This is a genomic window from Streptomyces sp. NPDC001153 (assembly GCF_053598315.1).
Genome location: NZ_JBSFJZ010000029.1, coordinates 100214 through 119321, shown reverse-complemented (window position 1 = coordinate 119321; position 19108 = coordinate 100214). Strand labels below are relative to the sequence as shown.

Annotated in this window: 15 protein-coding genes; 12 read left to right on the top strand and 3 right to left on the bottom strand. The window is 73.4% G+C overall.

The window, feature by feature from the left end:
• Window position 1: 1 nt before the first annotated feature.
• From ACWDEN_RS29925 to ACWDEN_RS29915, 3 genes are all read left to right on the top strand, one after another.
• The gene (locus ACWDEN_RS29925) at window positions 2-2386 is read left to right on the top strand and encodes a xanthine dehydrogenase family protein molybdopterin-binding subunit (RefSeq protein ID WP_450860854.1); all 2385 of its coding nucleotides are present in this window, start codon (window positions 2-4) and stop codon (window positions 2384-2386) included.
• Between the two features lie 210 nt (window positions 2387-2596).
• A complete protein-coding gene (locus ACWDEN_RS29920; protein ID WP_351620109.1) occupies window positions 2597-4063 on the top strand; it encodes an NCS2 family permease in 1467 nt (488 codons plus the stop codon).
• 45 nt (window positions 4064-4108) lie between these two features.
• The gene (locus ACWDEN_RS29915) at window positions 4109-5260 is read left to right on the top strand and encodes an XdhC family protein (RefSeq protein WP_450860852.1); all 1152 of its coding nucleotides are present in this window, start codon (window positions 4109-4111) and stop codon (window positions 5258-5260) included.
• Between the two features lie 13 nt (window positions 5261-5273).
• Here ACWDEN_RS29915 and ACWDEN_RS29910 read toward each other — a convergent pair whose 3' ends face one another.
• Together ACWDEN_RS29910 and ACWDEN_RS29905 are read right to left on the bottom strand one after the other, a co-directional pair.
• Window positions 5274-5714, bottom strand: a complete 441-nt coding sequence (locus ACWDEN_RS29910; RefSeq protein WP_351620103.1) for an SRPBCC family protein — start codon at window positions 5712-5714, stop codon at window positions 5274-5276.
• Window positions 5715-5797: 83 nt separating this feature from the next.
• Window positions 5798-6565, bottom strand: a complete 768-nt coding sequence (locus ACWDEN_RS29905; protein ID WP_351620145.1) for a polysaccharide deacetylase family protein — start codon at window positions 6563-6565, stop codon at window positions 5798-5800.
• A 152-nt stretch (window positions 6566-6717) separates the two neighbouring features.
• On the opposite strand from ACWDEN_RS29905, the gene ACWDEN_RS29900 reads away from it, so the two are divergent.
• The 9 genes from ACWDEN_RS29900 (at window position 6718) to dmpI (ending at window position 18028) form a co-directional block, all read left to right on the top strand.
• Window positions 6718-7356, top strand: a complete 639-nt coding sequence (locus tag ACWDEN_RS29900) for a phosphoribosyltransferase (protein WP_450860850.1) — start codon at window positions 6718-6720, stop codon at window positions 7354-7356.
• A gap of 189 nt (window positions 7357-7545) precedes the next feature.
• A complete protein-coding gene (locus ACWDEN_RS29895; protein ID WP_450860848.1) occupies window positions 7546-9282 on the top strand; it encodes a trypsin-like peptidase domain-containing protein in 1737 nt (578 codons plus the stop codon).
• Window positions 9279-11594, top strand: a complete 2316-nt coding sequence (locus ACWDEN_RS29890) for a tetratricopeptide repeat protein (RefSeq protein ID WP_450860846.1) — start codon at window positions 9279-9281, stop codon at window positions 11592-11594. Before ACWDEN_RS29895 ends, ACWDEN_RS29890 begins: the two co-directional genes overlap by 4 nt.
• A gap of 57 nt (window positions 11595-11651) precedes the next feature.
• The gene (locus ACWDEN_RS29885; RefSeq protein WP_450860844.1) at window positions 11652-13160 is read left to right on the top strand and encodes a VWA domain-containing protein; all 1509 of its coding nucleotides are present in this window, start codon (window positions 11652-11654) and stop codon (window positions 13158-13160) included.
• Window positions 13157-14392, top strand: a complete 1236-nt coding sequence (locus ACWDEN_RS29880) for a hypothetical protein (protein ID WP_450860842.1) — start codon at window positions 13157-13159, stop codon at window positions 14390-14392. Before ACWDEN_RS29885 ends, ACWDEN_RS29880 begins: the two co-directional genes overlap by 4 nt.
• Entirely contained in the window at window positions 14389-15693 is a 1305-nt protein-coding gene (locus tag ACWDEN_RS29875) for an extracellular solute-binding protein (RefSeq protein WP_450860840.1), read from the top strand. Before ACWDEN_RS29880 ends, ACWDEN_RS29875 begins: the two co-directional genes overlap by 4 nt.
• Window positions 15694-15750: 57 nt before the next feature.
• Window positions 15751-16863: a winged helix DNA-binding domain-containing protein gene (locus ACWDEN_RS29870; protein ID WP_450860838.1), complete on the top strand. Its 1113-nt coding sequence runs from the start codon at window positions 15751-15753 to the stop codon at window positions 16861-16863.
• 23 nt (window positions 16864-16886) lie between these two features.
• Window positions 16887-17753, top strand: coding sequence for a LysR family transcriptional regulator (locus tag ACWDEN_RS29865; RefSeq protein WP_450860836.1), 867 nt, complete (start codon window positions 16887-16889; stop codon window positions 17751-17753).
• A 92-nt stretch (window positions 17754-17845) separates the two neighbouring features.
• Window positions 17846-18028 (top strand): 4-oxalocrotonate tautomerase DmpI, encoded by a 183-nt coding sequence (gene dmpI / locus ACWDEN_RS29860; RefSeq protein ID WP_076090755.1) that lies wholly within the window; start codon window positions 17846-17848, stop codon window positions 18026-18028.
• A gap of 114 nt (window positions 18029-18142) precedes the next feature.
• Here dmpI and ACWDEN_RS29855 read toward each other — a convergent pair whose 3' ends face one another.
• A complete protein-coding gene (locus ACWDEN_RS29855; protein ID WP_351612369.1) occupies window positions 18143-18934 on the bottom strand; it encodes a S1 family peptidase in 792 nt (263 codons plus the stop codon).
• Between the last annotated feature and the right edge of the window lie 174 nt (window positions 18935-19108).

Below are 19108 nucleotides of genomic sequence, written 5' to 3'. Positions count from 1 at the left end.
GATGCCGGCCAACGGCGCTCCTACGAAGATCACGCAGGGCTCGCAGACCAAGGGCGGCATCGGCGAGTCCACGCTCCGCCCGGACGGCACCCTCAAGGTCACCGGCGAGTTCGCGTACTCCTCCGACATGTGGCACGAGGACATGCTGTGGGGCCAGATCCTGCGCTCCACCGTCGCGCACGCCGAGATCGTCTCCATCGACACCTCCGAGGCCCTGGCGACGGCGGGCGTGTACGCGGTCCTGACGTACGACGACCTGCCCACCGAGGTGAAGAACTACGGCCTGGAGATCCAGGACACCCCGGTCCTCGCGCACGGCAAGGTACGCCACCACGGCGAGCCGGTCGCCCTCGTCGCCGCCGACCACCCGGAGACGGCCCGCCGCGCCGCCGCGAAGATCAAGGTGGAGTACCGCGAACTCCCGGTCGTCACCGACGAGAAGTCGGCCCTGGCCCCGGACGCGATCCTCGTCCACGAGAACCGCGACGACCACCACATCGGGCACGTCCCGCACCCGAACATCGTCCACCGCCAGCCGATCATCCGCGGCGATGTGGCAGAGGCGCGCAAGCGGGCCGACGTGATCGTCGAGGGCGAGTACACCTTCGGCATGCAGGACCAGGCCTTCCTCGGCCCCGAGTCCGGCCTCGCCGTACCGGAGGAGGACGGCGGCGTCCACCTCTACATCGCCACCCAGTGGCTCCACTCCGACCTGCGCCAGATCGCGCCCGTCCTCGGCCTGCCCGAGGAGAAGGTGCGCATGACGCTGGCCGGCGTCGGCGGCGCGTTCGGCGGCCGCGAGGACCTGTCGATGCAGATCCACGCCTGCCTGCTCGCCCTGCGCACCGGCAAGCCCGTCAAGATCGTCTACAACCGGTTCGAGTCCTTCTTCGGGCACGTCCACCGCCACCCGGCGAAGCTCTACTACGAGCACGGCGCCACCAAGGACGGCAAGCTCACCCACCTGAAGTGCCGGATCGTCCTGGACGGCGGCGCGTACGCCTCCGCCTCCCCGGCGGTCGTCGGCAACGCCTCCTCGCTGTCGGTCGGGCCGTACGTCGTGGACGACGTCGACATCGAGGCCATCGCCCTCTACACCAACAACCCGCCCTGCGGCGCCATGCGCGGCTTCGGCGCGGTCCAGGCGTGCTTCGCCTACGAGGCGCAGATGGACAAGCTGGCGAAGAAGCTGGGCATGGACCCGGTGGAGTTCCGGCAGCTCAACGCGATGGAGCAGGGGACCGTCATGCCGACCGGGCAGCCGGTCGACTCCCCGGCCCCGGTCGCCGAACTCCTGCGCCGCGTCAAGGCGATGCCGCTGCCGCCCGAGCGCCAGTGGGAGTCCAGCGAGGGCGCCGACGTACGGCAGCTGCCCGGCGGCCTGTCCAACACCACGCACGGCGAGGGCGTCGTACGCGGCATCGGTTACGCGGTCGGCATCAAGAACGTCGGCTTCTCCGAGGGCTTCGACGACTACTCCACCGCCAAGGTGCGGATGGAGGTCGTGGGCGGCGAGCCGGTCGCGACCGTGCACACCGCGATGGCGGAGGTCGGCCAGGGCGGTGTCACCGTCCACGCGCAGATCGCCCGCACCGAGCTCGGCGTCACCCAGGTGACCATCCACCCCGCCGACACGCAGGTCGGTTCCGCGGGTTCGACCTCGGCCTCCCGGCAGACGTACGTCACGGGCGGCGCCGTGAAGAACGCCTGCGAGCTCGTCCGCGAGAAGGTCCTGGAGATCGGGCGCCGCAAGTTCGGCACCTACCACCCGGCCTGGGCGACCGCAGAACTCCTGCTGGAGGGCGGCAAGGTCGTCACCGACGGCGGCGAGGTCCTCGGCGACCTGGTCGACGTCCTTCAGGACGAGGCCGTGGAGGTCGAGGAGGTGTGGCGGCACCGGCCGACCGAGGCCTTCGACCTGCGCACCGGCCAGGGCAACGGACACGTCCAGTACTCCTTCGCGGCGCACCGCGCGGTGGTCGAGGTCGACACCGAGCTCGGCCTGGTCAAGGTCATCGAGCTGGCCTGCGCCCAGGACGTCGGCAAGGCGCTCAACCCGCTCTCCGTCATCGGCCAGATCCAGGGCGGCACGACCCAGGGCCTGGGCGTGGCGGTGATGGAGGAGATCATCGTCGATCCCAAGACCGCCAAGGTCAGGAACCCCTCCTTCACGGACTACCTGATCCCCACGATTCTCGACACGCCGACCATCCCGGTCGACGTGCTCGAACTCGCCGACGACCACGCCCCGTACGGGCTGCGCGGCATCGGCGAGGCCCCGACCCTGTCGTCCACTCCGGCCGTCCTCGCGGCGATCCGGAACGCGACGGGGCTGGAGCTCAACCGCACTCCGGTGCGGCCCGAGCACCTCACGGGAACCGCGTAACACCCAGAAGCTCTCCGGGCGGCGCAGGGAACATCACACACTCCGCCGCGCCGCCCGGAGGAACCCCCTTTGAGTTCCGCACCGCTCGCGGTCCTTGAAGTACCAGGAAATTCGTTCGTCTCGGGCCGTCCCCCGGGTCGTCCATTCCCAAATCCCGTGACCGTAGAGGCGGTTGCACGGGTGCCCCTGTGAACCTTGGGAGATGGCACCATGACCCAGCAGTCAGTGGAGCCCACGACCTCCGCCGAAGACGCGGGCGCGGGTTCGCGTCCGTCGGCCGGCAGGTCGTGGCTCGACCGGTACTTCCACATATCCGAAAGAGGATCCACCATCGCGACCGAGGTCCGCGGTGGCGTCACCACCTTCATGGCGATGGCGTACATCCTTCTGCTCAACCCGGTGATCCTCAGTGGCGCGGACAAGTCCGGCGACTCTCTGGGACAGAAGGCCCTCATCACGGCCACCGCGCTCGGCGCGGCGGCCACCACCCTCCTCATGGGCTGGATCGGCAAGGCGCCGCTCGCCATGGCCGCCGGACTCTCCGTCTCCGGTGTGCTGGCCGGTCTGGTCATGGGAACCAAGACCCTGACATGGGCTCAGGGCCTGGGCATGTGCATCGCGTACGGCGCCGTGATCATGTTGTTGGTGGTCACCGGTCTCCGCGAGATGATCATGAACGCGATCCCGCTGCCGCTCAAGCACGGCATCACGATGGGCATCGGTCTGTTCATCGCGTTCATCGGCCTGGTCAAGGCCGGATTCGTGCACGCCGGTACGGCCACGCCGGTCACGCTGGGCGTCAACGGTGAGCTGGTCGGCTGGCCGGTCCTGCTCTTCGCCGTCACCCTGTTGCTCATCTTCGCGCTGCAGACCCGCAAGGTTCCGGGTGCCATCCTCATCGGCATCGTCACCGGTACCGTTCTCGCGATGGTCGTCAACGCGACCGGCCTGGCCGACGGCAAGGGCTGGGCCAACGGCGACGGGCCCGCTCTGCACGGCAGCGCCCTGTCGATGCCGGACTTCTCGCTCATCGGCAAGGTGTCCTTCAGCGGCCTGGGCGACGTCGGCTACATGACGGTGACCTTCATCGTCTTCACGCTGGTCCTCGCCGGCTTCTTCGACGCGATGGCCACCATCATCGGCATCGGCACCGAGGCCAACCTCGCCGATGCCCGGGGACGTATGCCGGGCCTGTCCAAGGCGCTGTTCATCGACGGTGCCGGCGGTGTCGTCGGCGGTGTCGTGGGCGGCTCCGGCCAGACGGTGTTCGTGGAGTCCGCGACCGGCGTCGGCGAGGGGGCCCGTACCGGACTGTCCTCCGTGGTCACCGGTGGGTTCTTCGCCCTCTGCCTCTTCTTCACACCGATCACGGCGATCGTGCCGCGCGAGGTGGCCTCGGCCGCCCTCGTCACCATCGGCGCGATGATGATGATGAACGCCCGCCATGTGGACTGGGGCGACCGCTCCGTCGCGATCCCGGTCTTCCTGACGGTCGTGATCATGCCGTTCACGTACTCGATCACCCCCGGTGTCGCCGCCGGTGTGATCTCCTACGTGGTCATCAAGCTCGCCCAGGGCAAGTGGCGGGAGATCGGCGGCTTCATGTGGGGACTGACGGTGCTGTTCCTCGTCTACTTCTCACTGCATCCCATCAGAGCGCTGCTGGGCGTGCACTAGCCGGTCGAACGCCCCTTCCGCGCCATCCCGTCAGGAGACCGACAGATGCTGGACATCGCCGAAGAGCTGAACCGGTGGGTCGAGCAGGGCCGTGACTTCGCCGTCGCCACCGTGGTGGCCGTCGGCGGCAGCGCCCCGCGCCAGCCCGGCGCCGCCCTCGCGGTGGACGCCGAGGGCACGGCCGTCGGCTCGGTCTCCGGCGGGTGCGTGGAGGGCGCCGTGTACGAGCTGTGCCGGCAGGCGCTCGAGGACGGGGAAACCGTGCTCGAACGCTTCGGCTACAGCGACGAGGATGCCTTCGCCGTCGGCCTGACCTGTGGCGGCACCATCGACATCCTCGTCACACCGGTCCGGGCGGACGGTCCCGCCCGGCCGGTGGTCGCCGCCGCGCTGGCCGCCGCCGCCCGTGGGGAGGCGGCGGCGGTCGCGCGGATCGTGGAGGGACCGGCACAGCTGCGGGGCCGGGCCCTCCTCGTCCGCCCCGACGGCTCCTACGACGGCGGCTTCGGCGGCCACCCCGAGCTGGACCGCACGGTCGCCGCCGAGACCGGCGCCTTCCTCGACGCGGGCCGCACCGGCACCCTGGAGATCGGCGAACGGGGCTCGCGCTGCGGCGCACCGCTCACCGTCCTCGTCGAGTCCTCCGTCCCCGCACCCCGGATGATCGTCTTCGGCGCGATCGACTTCGCCTCCGCCCTGGTCCGCGTCGGCAAGTTCCTCGGCTACCACGTCACGCTGTGCGACGCCCGCCCGGTGTTCGCCACCCGGACCCGCTTCCCCGAGGCCGACGAGATCGTCGTCGAGTGGCCGCACACGTACCTGGAGCGCACCGAGACCGACGGCCGCACCGTCCTGTGCGTCCTGACCCACGACGCCAAGTTCGACGTACCGCTGCTGAAGCTGGCCCTGCGGCTGCCGGTCGCCTACGTCGGCGCGATGGGCTCGCGCCGCACCCACCTCGACCGCAACGAGCGGCTGCGCGCGGTCGGCGTCACCGAGCCCGAACTCGCCCGCCTGCGTTCGCCGATCGGTCTCGACCTCGGCGCCCGTACGCCGGAGGAGACGGCCCTGTCCATCGGCGCGGAGATCGTCGCGAACCGGCGCGGCGGCAGCGGCGTCTCGCTCACCGGCGCGCACACCCCGATCCACCGCGACATGGCCTCGTGGCCGGCCGCGGCGATCGGCTCGGTGGCCTGAGGCCGGCCCCGGCTCACGCCCGCCTGAGCAGCCGGTTCACCGCTCGCCCGAACATCGCGCGCGCCGTGCTCTCCAGTACGCCGTCGAAGGCACGGGGCAGGAGGCGCACCCGCAGTTCCTCCTGCCACACCACGCGGCTGCGGCCCCCCGGCCCCGGCAGGACCTCGATCTCCGCCCAGCCCAGCACCGCCCGGCCGCGCTTCTCCAGGCGGCACAGCCCGCCCTCGCCGTCGGCGGGCGGGCGCCAGACCGTGACCTCCATGACGTCGTCGAAGGCCAGCGGGCCGATGCCGGAACGGGCCACGAACCGCGTGCCCACGCCCGTGGGCCCGTCGGTGAGCACTCGGATCCGGGTCAGCGGGACCGCGTCGGCGTGGCGGGGCCACTCGGTGAGCCGGCGCCACGCCTCGTCGAGAGGGAGCGGGGCCGTACGGGCGAAGGTGAAGATCGGCACGCCACGATCGTAGGCAATGGGCGCCGGCCGGCGGGGCGTTCGGTCCCCGCTCCCTCGCGGGGAGGACCAACCCCGGGAGAGCCTCAGGGCCGGTACACCTTCCCCGGTTCGGCCTTGCCGGGCGCCAGCAGCTGAGGCACCGTCACGAAAACGTATCCGCGCGCTTTCAGGGCGTCGATGATGCCCGGTACGGCGGGCACGGTGCCCGGGTAGATGTCGTGCAGCAGGATGATCCCGTCCCGGGACGCCTGGTCGAGGACCCGCTTGGTGATGAGCTTCGAGTCGTTGGTCGTGTAGTCCTTGGCGGTCACGCTCCACAGCACCTCCGCCAGGCCCATCTCCTTGGCGATCTTGTGCACGTTGCTGTCCGTACGGCCCTGCGGCGGGCGCATCAGCGTGGGCTTGCGCCCGGTGAGCCGCTCGATCGCGTCGTCCGGCCGCTTCAGCTCCTCGCGTATCTGACTGTCCGATATCCGCGTGAGGATCTTGTGGTCCCAGGTGTGGCTCGCGACCTCGTGCCCCTCGGCCGCCATCCGCTTGACCAGCTGCGGGTACTTCTCGATGTGGTTCTTGCCGAGCAGGAAGAAGGTGGCGGGGACCTTCTTCTGCTTGAGGATGTCGAGCAGCCGCGCCGAGTTCTCGCTGGGCCCCGCGTCGAAGGTGAGCGCGATGCACCTGGCCTGGCGGCAGTCGACGCTCCCGAACGCCGCCGGCGCCCCGTGCACCGCCGCGGCACGCACGGTGCTCGGGGCGGTCGTGTCGACCTGGGCGCAGCCGGACAGCGTGAGCGCGAGACCGAGTGCGGCCGAGGCGAGCGCGGCCGGACGCAACCTTCGGGCGGCTCCGCGCATCCTTCCGGTCGCGGCCTTCGGCGTCGGGATCCTGGCGGTCGAAAGAGGCATACAGCAACTATACACTCAGTATATAGAGTGTGTGTTCGAATCTAGCGGGTGGGTCCGACCGGTAGCACCATGGAGGGAGAGGCACCGGGAGGAGGACGGCCATGCGCTTCCGGGACCGTGCCGAAGCCGGACGGGAACTCGCCGGACTGCTGAGCGAGCTGCGTGAACAGGGCGCTCTCGTCGATCCGCTCGTCCTCGCCCTGCCCCGTGGCGGCATCGCCGTCGCCGAGCCCGTCGCCCGCGCCCTCGGCGCCCAGCTCGACGTGCTCATCGTCCGCAAGATCGGCGCGCCGCACCACCAGGAGTTCGCCGTCGGCGCGCTGGTCGGCGACGACCCGCCGCTCTTCAACACCGGATCCCTGGACCGGCTCGGCCTGACCGAGGAGTCCATGGCCCCGGTGGTGGAACGCGAGCGGCGGGAACTGCGCCGCCGGGAGGAGCGGTATCGCGGCGACCGTCCGGCGCCGGACCCCGCGGGCCGTACGGTGATCGTGGTCGACGACGGGCTGGCCACGGGGGCGACCGCCCGTGCGGCCCTGCGCCATGTACGGCGGCGCGGGCCCGCGCACCTGGTGCTGGCCGTGCCCGTCGGCGCGCCCGACTCCCTGGACCGCCTCGCCTCCGAGGCCGACATGATCGTGTGCCCGCATCGGCCGGCCGGGTTCACGGCGGTGGGCCAGTGGTACGTGGACTTCGAGCAGTTGTCGGATGCGGAGGTCCTGGCCGCGCTGGGGCGGTGACGGGGTGGCGCCGCCGGGGGCTCTCGCCGCTGCCGGGTGCGGCGCCGTCGTGGTTTCTCGCGCCCCACGCGGCGGAGCCGCACATCGACACAGCCCCGCGCCCCTTGGGGGCGCTGGTTTCCCGTCCCTCCGTAACACTCCCGTGCACACCAGTAGTACCGGGCCGGTACGCGGAGTAGCCTCGGGGCCATGACGCGCACGGGGGAGCGAGCCGTCAAGTCGTGGTTACGGACACCGTCCTGGATCGCCCGGATCGAGGCGCCGGACGGGCAGGTGCTCGGTGCCGGGGTGCTGCTCGCCCCCGACCGGGTGCTCACCGCCGGCCATGTCGCCGGGCCCGGCAACCGCTACATCGTCCGCCTCGTCGGCGTACCCGGCCTGGAGGCCGTATCCGCGACGGTCCGCGAGGACGAGCACGTGCCGCAGCGCGAGGACGCCTTCGGCGACCGCAGCGGCGACCTCGCCCTGCTGCGGCTGGCCGCACCGCTGCCCGCCGCGCACACCACCCGGCTCTACCGGCTCGCCGCACCGCACGGACCGGTGAGCATGTACGGCTTCCCGGCCGGTGACGACGGCGGCCGCTGGCACGGCGCCACCCTGGTCGCCGCCCGCGGCCGGGACAGCCAGGTGCAGCTGCGCCCGCTGACCCCGGGCGAGCTGGCCGCACCCGGCTTCAGCGGCGGAGGAGTGGTCGACCACGCCACCGACCAGGTCATCGGCATCGTCCTCAGCGTGGACGAGGGGCCGGGATCGGCCTTCAGCTACATGAGTCCCACCGAGACCATCCTCCGGCATCTGCCGCAGGCCGCCGCCTGGACCGACGGCGCCGAGGCGGTCGATCCCCGGCTGCGCACCGGCGCCTCGGCGGCGGCCGGCACGCTGGACGTGCCGTTCGCCACCGAGCTCGCCTCCTGGTTCCGCGGCGAGGGCTGGCCGGTCCTCGTCACCGTCGCCCCCGCCCGCAGCGACCGCGCCTGGACCCTGAACCGGGCCGTCACCCTCGCCGACCGGGAACTGCGCACAGACCGCAACACCAGCGGCTTCAGCCACGACCCGCCCGAGACCGTGCCCCCGGCCGGCGCACACGATCTCGCCCTGGACGTCAAGGGGCTGACGACCGGTCAGGTCATGGACCGCATCGCCGCCCGGCTCGGCATCCGTGACGACATCCGGCCCGAACGGCTCGGCGCCCTGCGCGTCCCGCTCGCCGCCGTCCTGGCCGGCGTCGACCAGGCCGCCGAACCCGACGCCCTGCTCGGCCTGCTGGACCGGCTCGCCCGGCAGGGGGCCCGGCTGCTGCTGGTCTTCCGCCGCCGGGGCGAACGCGCGGACCAGGCCGCCGAGTGCCTCGTACACCGCCCGCTGCGCGACCGCTGGAGCCGACTGCACGGCGAACTCGACCGGATCGTGGACGAGTTGGGGCCGGGCCTCGACCGGCTCCGGGACCGGGTGCTGCCCGGCCCCGGCACCCGGCAGCTGGTGGAGCAGGCCGAAGCGGGCGTACGGCGCACCCGGATGCTGCGCGCCTGGGTCGCCCACACCCCCGAGCGGGAGCACGAACCCGGCCGCGCCGACCTGCTGTTCACCTTCGAGGACGCCGCCGACCGCCGAAGACAGCGCCTGGAACAGGCGATCGGCGTCCTCGACGCCCGGCTGCGCCGCCGCGAGGAACTCCTCGGCCGGGTCAGCGCCGAGTGGCCGCTGTGCCGCAGGCGGGCCGCCGCGCACGGCGACCAGGTGATGGAGGCCTACCGGCTCTACGAGCACGCCCTGTCCCTGCTGCGGCACACCCCCTGCGACATCGAGCGGGCCGAGGCCGCCGTCGAGCGCTTCGTCGGCTTCTGCTCCGCCTCGGCACCGTCCGCCCCGCCCGCACCGGCGCAGCCCACCGCGCCCGGCGCACCCCGGAAGGAGGGCGCACCGTGACCTCGTGCCTCCGGCCCGGCTGCGCGGGCCACATCATGGGCACCGGATACTGCGACACCTGCGGCCGCCGCCACGCCGAGCCCCGCCCCACGTCGCGTCCCCAGCCACCGACACCGGCCGCACCGCGTACCGAACCGCGCACCGGACCGCGGACCCCGCTCCCGGCCACCCCGGCCGAGGAGAGTCCCGGTCCGCCGGCCGTGCACGCCGTCGCCGGGGTCGGAGACCTCGACCAGCACGGACTGGTCGTGCTGCCCGAGGTGCCCGCCCCCGACGACGTACTGGTGGCCGACCCGCGCCCGCCCACCGGGGGCCGCCGCTGCGGTGCGAACGGCTGCACCATGACCATCGGCGTCGGCTACGGCGGCCGGCCCGCCCCCGCCACCGGCCACTGCCCCCGCTGCGGCACGCCCTACTCCCTGCTGCCCCAGCTGAACACGGGTGACGTGGTCGCCGACCACTACCGCGTACTCGGCTGCCTCGGCGGCGGCGGGCTCGGCTGGATCCATCTCGCCGAGGACACCCGTGCCGACGGCCACCGGGTCGTCCTCAAGGGCCAGATCGACGCCCACGACGCGCTCGCCCGCCGCACCGCCGTCGAGGAGCGCCGCTCCCTGACCGACCTGCACCACCCCGACATCGTCCGGCTCATCACCTACGCCGACCACCACGTCCCGGGCCGTCCGCCCACCGGCTACCTGGTCATGGACTACATCGGCGGCCGTTCCCTGCAGCAGCTCTTCGACGCCGACGACGTCGAACGGATCTTCCACGGCCGCCCCCGCCTGGACCACGTCCTCACCTACGGCTGCAAGATCCTCGGCGCCCTGGAGTACATGCACGAACGCGGCCTGCTCTACTGCGACATGAAGCCCGCCAACGTCATCCACTTCGGCCGGGCGATCAAGGTCATCGACCTCGGCGCGGTCCGCGCGATCGGCGACCGCACCTCCGCCTACGTCTACACGGCCCCGTTCGCCCCGCCCCAGGAGGAGATCGGCCGGCGCGGCTGGCACGTCGACAGCGACCTCTACACCGTCGGCATGACCCTCCAGGCGCTCCTCCACAGCACCGAACCGGCCCGCGGCCTCGCCCCGGACTCCTTCCGCCGGCTGATCGACCGCGCCACCCACCCCGAGCCCCGCGCCCGGTTCCGGTCCGCGGCCGAGATGTCCCGCCAACTCTGGGAAGTACTGCGGGAGTTCCGCTCGCTGCAGTTCGGCGAGCAGTTGCCGGAGAGCTCCACCCGGTTCCGCGCCACCGGCGCCAGCCTCGACGCCGGGCTCGGCGCGATCCCGGCCCTGGACCACTTCACCGCCCGCCCCGCCGGTCGGCCGCCCGGCCTCGACGTCACCCCGCCCTCCGCCGCCGAGGTCGCCGGCGCCCTCCCGGAGCCGGTCCCCGACCCCGACGACGGCGCCGCCCTGCTGCTGGACACCTTCCCGCCCGACGCCCCCGACCGGGTCGCCCGGCAGTGGCCCCGCGAATCCCGCCTCGGCACCCCGGAGACCGCGCTGTGGCTGTGCCGCGCCTACCTCAGACGCGGCGAGCGGGAGCAGGCCGAGAGCTGGCTCGCCGAGGCCGAGACCCAGCTCGGCGAACGCGCCGCCGCGCACGACTGGCGCATCGCCTGGCACCGCGGTGTCCTCCACCTCAGCAGAGGCGAGGTACGCCCGGCCGGCACCCGCTTCGACGCCGTCTACCGGGCCCTGCCCGGCGAGTACGTGCCCAAGCTCGCCCTCGCCTACTGCGCGGAACACGAGGCCGGGCCCGCCGGTCCGCAGCGCGTCCAGCGGGCCATGCGTTTCTACGAGGCCGTATGGAAACGGGACTTCGCGCACACCGCCGCGGCCTTCGGGCTGGCCCGAGGCCATCTGGCCGGCGGTGACCGGGACGCCGCCGTCCGCGTCCTCGACGACGTGCCCGCCACCTCCCGGCACCACGACGCCGCCCGGATCGCGGCCGTCCGCGTCCGCGCCGGCATCCTGCGCGGCGGCCCGCCCACACCGGCCGACCTGCGGGACGCCGCCCGGCGGCTGCCCGGGCTGCGTCTCGACGGCGGCGCCGCCGACGGCGAGTCCCGGGCCCGGCTGGTCGCCGAGGTGCGCGAGAACGTCCTGTGCTGCCGGCCGGAACAGGGCTGGGGACCGGAGTTCCCCGCCGGTGACCTCCTCGGACCCGGCGACGAGGACGGCCTGCGCCGCCTGCTGGAGCACTCCTTGCGCCTGCTGGCAGCGCAGGCCCGCACCGCCGACGAGCACGGCCGGCTGCTCGACCTGGCCCACGCGGTCCGGCCGGTCACCACCTTCTGACACCCGAGCACGCCCTAGCACGCCCGAGCACACCCGTGACCACCTGGGGGACACACGATGACCGTGGCCGAGGAGATCGAGGTGACACTCGCGGTCGGCCAGCAGAAGGAACTGCCCGCCGAAGCCGCGCCCGGGCAGTCCGCCGACCGGGAGATGCACGCCATCCTGGAGATCGGCGTCCGCGGCCACGGCGGCCCGGAATCCGGTCCCGCCCCCGCGCACGGAGCGGGCCCCGCGCTCGCCGAGGTGCTGATCGTCGACACCTCCCGTTCCATGCTCCACCCCGCCGCCAAACTGCACGCGGCGAAGGACGCCACGGCCGCGGCACTCCGGCTGCTGCCCGACGGCACCGCGTTCGCCGTGCTCTCCGGGCGGTTCGGCGCCACCGTGGTCCATCCCGGCCCCGGCCGCGCCCCGATGGCCGCCGCCGACCCCGCCGAACGGGAGGCCGCCGAGCGGGCCGTACGGATCCTGGACGCGGACGGCGGCACCGCCCTCGGCACCTGGCTCGACCTCGCCCGGCGGCTGCTGAAGGAGCAGCCCGCCCCCGTCAAGCACGTCCTCCTCCTCACCGACGGCCGCAACGAGCACGACCACCGGGCCGCCATGTCGCTGGAGACCGCGCTGGACGCCTGCGAGGGCCGGTTCGTCTGCGACGCCTGGGGCATCGGCGACGACTGGGACGCCGAACTGCTGCTGCGCATCACCCGGCGGCTGCACGGCCGCGCCGGGGCGGTCCGTGAGGAGGCGGAACTGACCGCCGCCTACGAGGAGTTGGTGACCGGACTGCTCGGCACCGCGATCCCCGAGCTGCGCATCAGGATCACCCCCACCCCCGGCACGGTGATCCGCCAGGTCAAGCAGGTCGTCCCGGGCGAGCAGGAACTGTCCGCCGTTCCGGCCGGCTCCGGCGGCCCCGGCGCCGAGTACGTCACCCGGGCCTGGGGCGACGAGATACGTCACTTCCAGGTCGTCCTCACCGCCGACCCGGCCGGCCGCGAGACCGGCGAGGACCTTCAGCTCGCCGCCGTGGAGGTGGCCGTACCCGACTTCGGGCGCCCGGTACGGCTGCCCGCGCCGCGGCCCGTCCTGGTCCGCTGGACCGACAACCCGCTCGACGCCTCCCGGCAGCATCCCGGGGTCCGCCGGTACGAGCTGTACCAGCAGGTGAGCGCCGCCGTCGCGGGGGCCTACCAGGCCTGGCTGCGCGGCACCGGCGGCCGGGCCGCCGCCGACCGTCACCTGGCGCGCGCCCTGGCCCTCGCCACCGAGCTGGGCGACACCCAGCTCCTCGGCGCGCTGCGGCGGATCGAGGAACCGGGCGCCGGCCGGGTCCGCGCCGGCCTGAAGGACGTCGACTGGCAGCACCTGATCCTCTCCAGCGCCATGACGACCCCGCCCCAGCCGCCCAGCCCCGGCCCACCGTCCGCGCCCCCGCCCGGCACCCCCGCGCCCCCCGGCACCGACGCCCTGACCGAGTGCCCGCACTGCAAGTGGCTCGGCCCGGCCGACTCGGTCTACTGCGGTGGCGACTGCGGACGCCGGCTGAAGGAGCCGGCCTCATGACCCCCGGCACGGGCGCGGCGCCTTTCGGCGGCGACCCGGCTCACGGCACTCGTGCGGGCGGTCGCCGCGGCGAGCTGCGTGAGGCTTCCGGCGTGTTCCGTGGCCGGGCGCGTCCCGGGCACCCCGGTGGCCCGGACCTGCCCAGCGGCCCGTCGGCCGGCGGCACCCGGCCCGGCGCACCCTCCCGCCGCACGCCCCCTGCCGCCCCCGCTGCACCCGCCGCCCCCGACGGCCGACCTGCTCCCGCCGACCACCGCACCCCCGCCGCAGGACCGGCCCGCCTCCTGCACCGGCTGCTCCCTCCCGGCAGGCGTCCGGCGGGCGGCGGCAGTACGACCGCCCACGACCTCGCCGTACGTCACCGCCTGCTGCTGGCCCTGTCCGCGCTGCTGACGCTGTCGCTGTTCCTGTCGTACGAGGGCGTGCACGGTGACGCGAACCCGCTGCGTACCTCCAGCGCTCCGGCCGTGCTGTCCCTGGACACCGCGCTGTACGCCCTCGGCCAGGCCCAGCGGGACGCCGGCGCGGCGGCACCGACCAGCGACTTCCAGAAACAGATCTCGGTCGCCGCGCAGAGCCTCGCGGCCGCCGCCGGGGACGACGTCGGCGGGCCGGCAGGCCGGCAGGCCCTGCAGACGGCCGCCGGACTGATCACGGTGTACGCCGTCAAGGTCCAGCAGGCCCAACTCCAGCCCGACGACAGCGTGTTGCGCGAGGCCTACCTCAGCTACGCCACCAGCGTGCTGACCGACAAGGACTCCGGGATCCAGGCCCGGCTGACGGCACTGCAACGGCAGCAGCGCGCCGCGGTGCACCGCCAGACCTCGTTCGGCCCGCTGCTGTGGCTCGGCTGGACCGCGACCCTGCTGCTGGCCCTCGCCCTCGGCGCCGCCCTGCTGGAGACCCAGCTGTTCCTGCGCCGGCGTTTCCGTCGCCGGTACAACCGCGGCCTCCTCGCGGCGGGCGCCCTGCTGGCGGCCGGGCTCGCCGCCACGCTGCTGTTCACGGTGTGGACGCACCAGGGGATGGCGCACACCCGCGAACTGCTCGACCGCCCGCTGACCGGGCGGCTCATCACCGACGCCGGACGGCACACCGCGTCGTACCTGGCGCACACCGGTTTCCGCGCTTCGGCCGCGGTCTGGATCCTGATAGGAGGCATCCTGCTCATGGCCCTCGCCGAGACGGGACTGCGGCGGCACATCGACGACTACCGGTTCAGGCCCCGGTGAGCGCCCCGCAGGGCGGCCCCGCGACGCCGGCCGCCGCCCCTCGTGCCCGCCGCGTCCGCACCCTGACCGTGGTGGCGAGCTGCCTGGTCCTGCTGGCGGCGGCCGTGGTGTTCGCCGTACGCGCCATCGGCCAGCAGCCGACCGTCACGCTGCTCGCCAACTGGACCGACACCGACGAGCGCAACTTCCGGGAGTCGGTCATCGAGCCCTTCGAGCGCAAGCACCACATCCACGTCGACTACCAGGGCAGCTCCGCCGAGAGCCAGGTGCTCGGCGCCGATGTGGAGGCCGGGACACCCCCGGACGTGGTGGTGCTGACCGGTCCCGGCGAACTCGCGGACTACGCCCGGCAGGGACAGCTGAAACCGCTGGACGACCTCGTGCCCCGGGCCGCCTTCGGCGCGTCCTGGACCACGCCGCTGGACGGACACGTGTACTGGTTCCCGCTCAAGGCCGACCTGAAGTCCATCGTCTGGTACCCGGCCGGCACGAGCGAGCGGCAGCGCGCCGAGGCGGCGGGCGAGCCCGGCCAGTGGTGCGTCGGCATGGGCTCCGGTGCGACCAGCGGCTGGCCCGGCACGGACTGGATCGAGGACATCCTGCTCCAGCAGTACGGCCCCGGCACCTATCAGCGCTGGGCGCGCGGCGAACTGCCCTGGACGTCCAGGGAGGTGCGGTCGGCCTGGACCACCTGGGGGCGGCTGATGGGAGCCGGCGGGGACCGCGAGCTGGTCCGGCGCGAGTTGAAGACGCCGTACCAGGACGCGTCGAAACCGGTTACCGGCAACCCGCGTGGCTGCACCCTGGAGCACCAGGCGTCCTTCATCCGCACCCAGGAGCCCTGGAAACAAGCGGACGGCCGTTACGAGCCCTCGGCCCGGCGGATCCCCGGGGCCAGGGCGAGCGACGCCTGGGAGGTCTCCGGTGACCTGGTCGCCCTGCTGCACGACACCCCGGAGGCGAGGACGCTGATCCGTGACCTCGCCTCGGCGGACGCCCAACGCGCCTGGAACGCGAAGGAATCCGGTTTCTCGGTCAGTCCCGAGGCACAGCCGGCCCCCTCCGCCTCCGGCGCGGCCTGGCACCGGTCCCTCGCGGCAACCCTCCTCGACGACCGGGCGGTGCACTGCTTCGACGCCTCCGACGCGATGCCGCCCTCGGTGCGCGACGCGTTCGCCGAGGCGACGATCGAGTTCCTCGCCCACCCCGACCATCTGAACGCCCTGCTGACCTCCCTGGACACCCTCAGCCGCACCCCGGGCCTGACCTGGGTCCCCTCCGTGTGCGACCGGGCACCGTGAAGGGCCGGGCGAGCCTCGCGGACAGAAGCTGTCCGCGATCCCGGTTAGCGTGCCGCCATGACGAAGAGCAGCGCGACGAAGGCCGCCCCCCTCCTGGACGTCCGCGCCCTCAACCGCGCCACGCTGGAACGCCAGCTGCTGCTGCGCCGCTCGGCGCTGTCCCCGCTGGATGCCGTGGGGCATCTGCTCGGTCTCCAGGCGCAGAACGTCAAACCGCCGTACTACGCCCTCGCCGCCCGCCTCGACGGCTTCGCGCCGCAGGAGCTGTCCGCGCTCATGGCCGGCCGCGAGGTCGCCCGGATCGTCACCCTGCGCTCGACCCTGCACACCCACACCGCCGAGGACTGCCTGAGTCTGCGGCCCCTCGTCCAGCCGGCCCGCGTCCGCGAGCTGAACGCGTTCCGGGCGGGCCTGCCCGGCGTCGACCTGGACCTGCTGGCCCGCCTCGCCCGCGAGCTGGTCGAGGCCGAGCCGCGGACCATGGCCCAGCTGCGGCAGGCGCTGAGCGCCCGGTGGCCGGACGCCGACCCGCGGGCCCTCGCCGTCGCCGCCCGCTGCACGCTGCCCCTGGTCCAGGTCACCCCGCGCGGACTGTGGGGCCGCAGCGGCCAGGTCGCCCTCACCACCGCCGAACACTGGCTCGGCCGCCCGTCCGGCCCGGCCCCCGAGCCGGACGCCGTGGTCCTGCGCTATCTCGCCGCCTTCGGCCCGGCGTCCGTCAAGGACATGCAGACCTGGGCCGGGCTCACCCGCCTGAGGGACGCCTACGAACGGCTCCGCCCCCGGCTGCTCACCTTCCGGGACCCGCACGGAGCCGAGCTCTTCGACCTCCCCGACGCCCCGCGCCCCGCCCCGGACACCCCGGCCCCGCCCCGCTTCCTGCCCGAGTTCGACAACCTCCTGCTCTCCCACGCCGACCGCGGCCGCGTCATACCCGCCGAGCACCGGGGCCGCCACTGGCAGGGGAACCAGGCCCACCGCACCCTGCTGGTGGACGGTTTCCTGGCGGGCCTGTGGAAGCTCGACCCCGACGCCCTGGTCATCGAGCCCTTCGCCGAGCTGACCAGGGCCCAGCGGGACGAGGTCACCGCGGAGGGGGAGCGGATGCTCGCGGTCCTGCACCCGGAGGCGTCGTACGACATCCGCTTCGGGACGGTCGTACGGCCCTGAGACCCAGCCTCTACAGTCGGCCCATGGAACTCCGCCAGCTCAGCTATTTCGTCGCCGTCGCCGAGGAGTTGCACTTCGGGAGGGCGGCCGAGCGGCTGCACATCGTGCAGTCGGCGGTCAGTCAGCAGATACAGCGGCTGGAGCGGGAACTGGGGGCCGAGCTGTTCGACCGGTCGCCGCGCCGGGTGCGGCTGACCGGCGCGGGGGAGCGGCTGCTGCCCGAGGCACGCGCGGTGCTCGCGGCGGCGGAGAGGGCGCGGGCCGCGGTGGCCGCGCCCGCCGGGCTGCGTCTGGGCACCAGCACCGGGCTCGGCGCGCATCTGGACCGGGTGCTGGCCGCGTTCGCCGAGCGGGCACCCGAGGTGCCGGTGGAGCTGGTCTCCCTGCCGGCCGGGGAGCGGCTCGCCCGGGTCGCGGCGGGCCGGCTGGACGCCGCGTTCGTGCGTTCGGCCGACCCCCCGGCGGGCGTCCGCGTGGTGCCGCTGTGGCCGGATCCGCTGGTCGCCGCCGTGCCGGCCGCGCATCCGCTCGCGCGGCAGGCCGAGATCGAGCTCGCCGAACTCGCCGGCCTGCCCCTCGCGCTCGCCCCGCGCAGCGCCAACCCCGCCCTTGTGGACCTGGTTCTCGGCGCCTGTCACGCGGCCGGGTTCGAGCCGGTGCCCGGAAAGGCCGGCGGCACTCTGCACGACACGCTCGCCACGATCGGGGCCCGCCCCCTGTGGACGGTCGTCTTCGCCTCCCACGCGCGCGTGCTGGCCACGCCCCGGGTGGCGTACGTCCCCTTCCGCTCACCGGGACTGGCCCTGGAGACCGGTCTCGCCGTACCCGCCGACGCCCCCTCCCCGCACCTGGAGAAACTGCTCCTGGCCTGCGCCGATCACGAAAACTGATCGCTGCGGTCGCGGACTGCTTCTTGGTCGGGGACGCGCGCCGCGATGGACTGGACCCACCGAACAGGAACACCGGTCGAGGGAGTTCAGTCATGCCGATCGTCACCATCCAGCAGGGCCCGCGCGACGTGGAGCTCAAGCGGGAGCTGGTCAAGCGGGTCACCGACGCGTTCGTCGACGCGTACCGGATCCCGGCGGAGACCGTGCAGGTGTGGATCCACGAGGTCCCGGCGGACAGCTGGGGCGCGGCCGGGAAGCTCACGGCCGACAAGTAGCCCCGCGTTCCACGGGGGTGAACGTGGAGAGGGGAGCGCTGCGGGCCGCTCGTGGTGGCTCGCAGCGCCCCCCTGGCATCTACCTGAGGGGTGCTCAGGTGTCCTTCTTCCGGGTTACGAGTTGACCTGCGCGGTCACGAGGTCCGAGAAGGTGGTCAGCCGGGTGTACACACCCGGGTAACCGGCCTCCGCGCACCCCTCTCCCCAGGAAGTGATCCCTGCCAGGACGCCCCCGATGAGCAGGGGACCGCCGCTGTCGCCCTGGCAGGTGTCTACGCCGCCGGTGGTGAGTCCGGCGCATACCATGTCGGACTGGACGAAGTCCGAACCGTAGGAGCTCTTGCAGCTGGAGTCGGACACGATCGGGACGGTCGCGGTCCGCAGCTGGTTGGAGGAGCTGCCGTTCTCCGAGGTGGTCCCCCAGCCGAGGATCCGGGCCGTGGCGCCGGCCGCGTACACGTCCGTCTGGGAGGAGGAGACGTACGACGCCGGTGTGTACGGCATCGACGTCTCCAGGGTCAGCACGGCCACGTCGTCGCCGTTGGTGGCGTCCGTGTAGCCCGGGTTGACCCAGATCTTGCTGACCTTGCTGACCGTGCCGTCGGTGCCGTTGAGATCGGTCCGGCCGCCGACCACGCGGACGTTTCCGGCGGACTCGCCCGCCATGCAGTGCGCGGCCGTCACGACCTTGGTGGCGGCCACCAGCGTGCCGCCGCAGAACTGGTTGCCGGACGCGTCGGTGATCTGCATGACGAACGGGTACGCCGCCGTCGTGGTGGTCGTGCCGCCGACGATGGGCTGCGGGGCGGCGCTCGCCGTGGGGGAGGCGAGCAGCACGGTCGCCGCGGCGGCGGCGCCCGCCGCCAGGGTCGCGGCGGTCTGTCTTGCACGTCTGGGCCCGAACATGAGTCTCCTCAGTGGGGGTTGCACCGGTGGGGGATCGCACGGGTGTGGGGGGTTCGGTACGGGGGTCGCGGGACCGACCCCCGTAGGCCCGGGCGAGCGGCACGCCCTTTACGCTAGGACTCGGAACCCTCGGCTCCCAATGAGGGAACCCCCTAGCGGGTTGGGTGAGGGAAA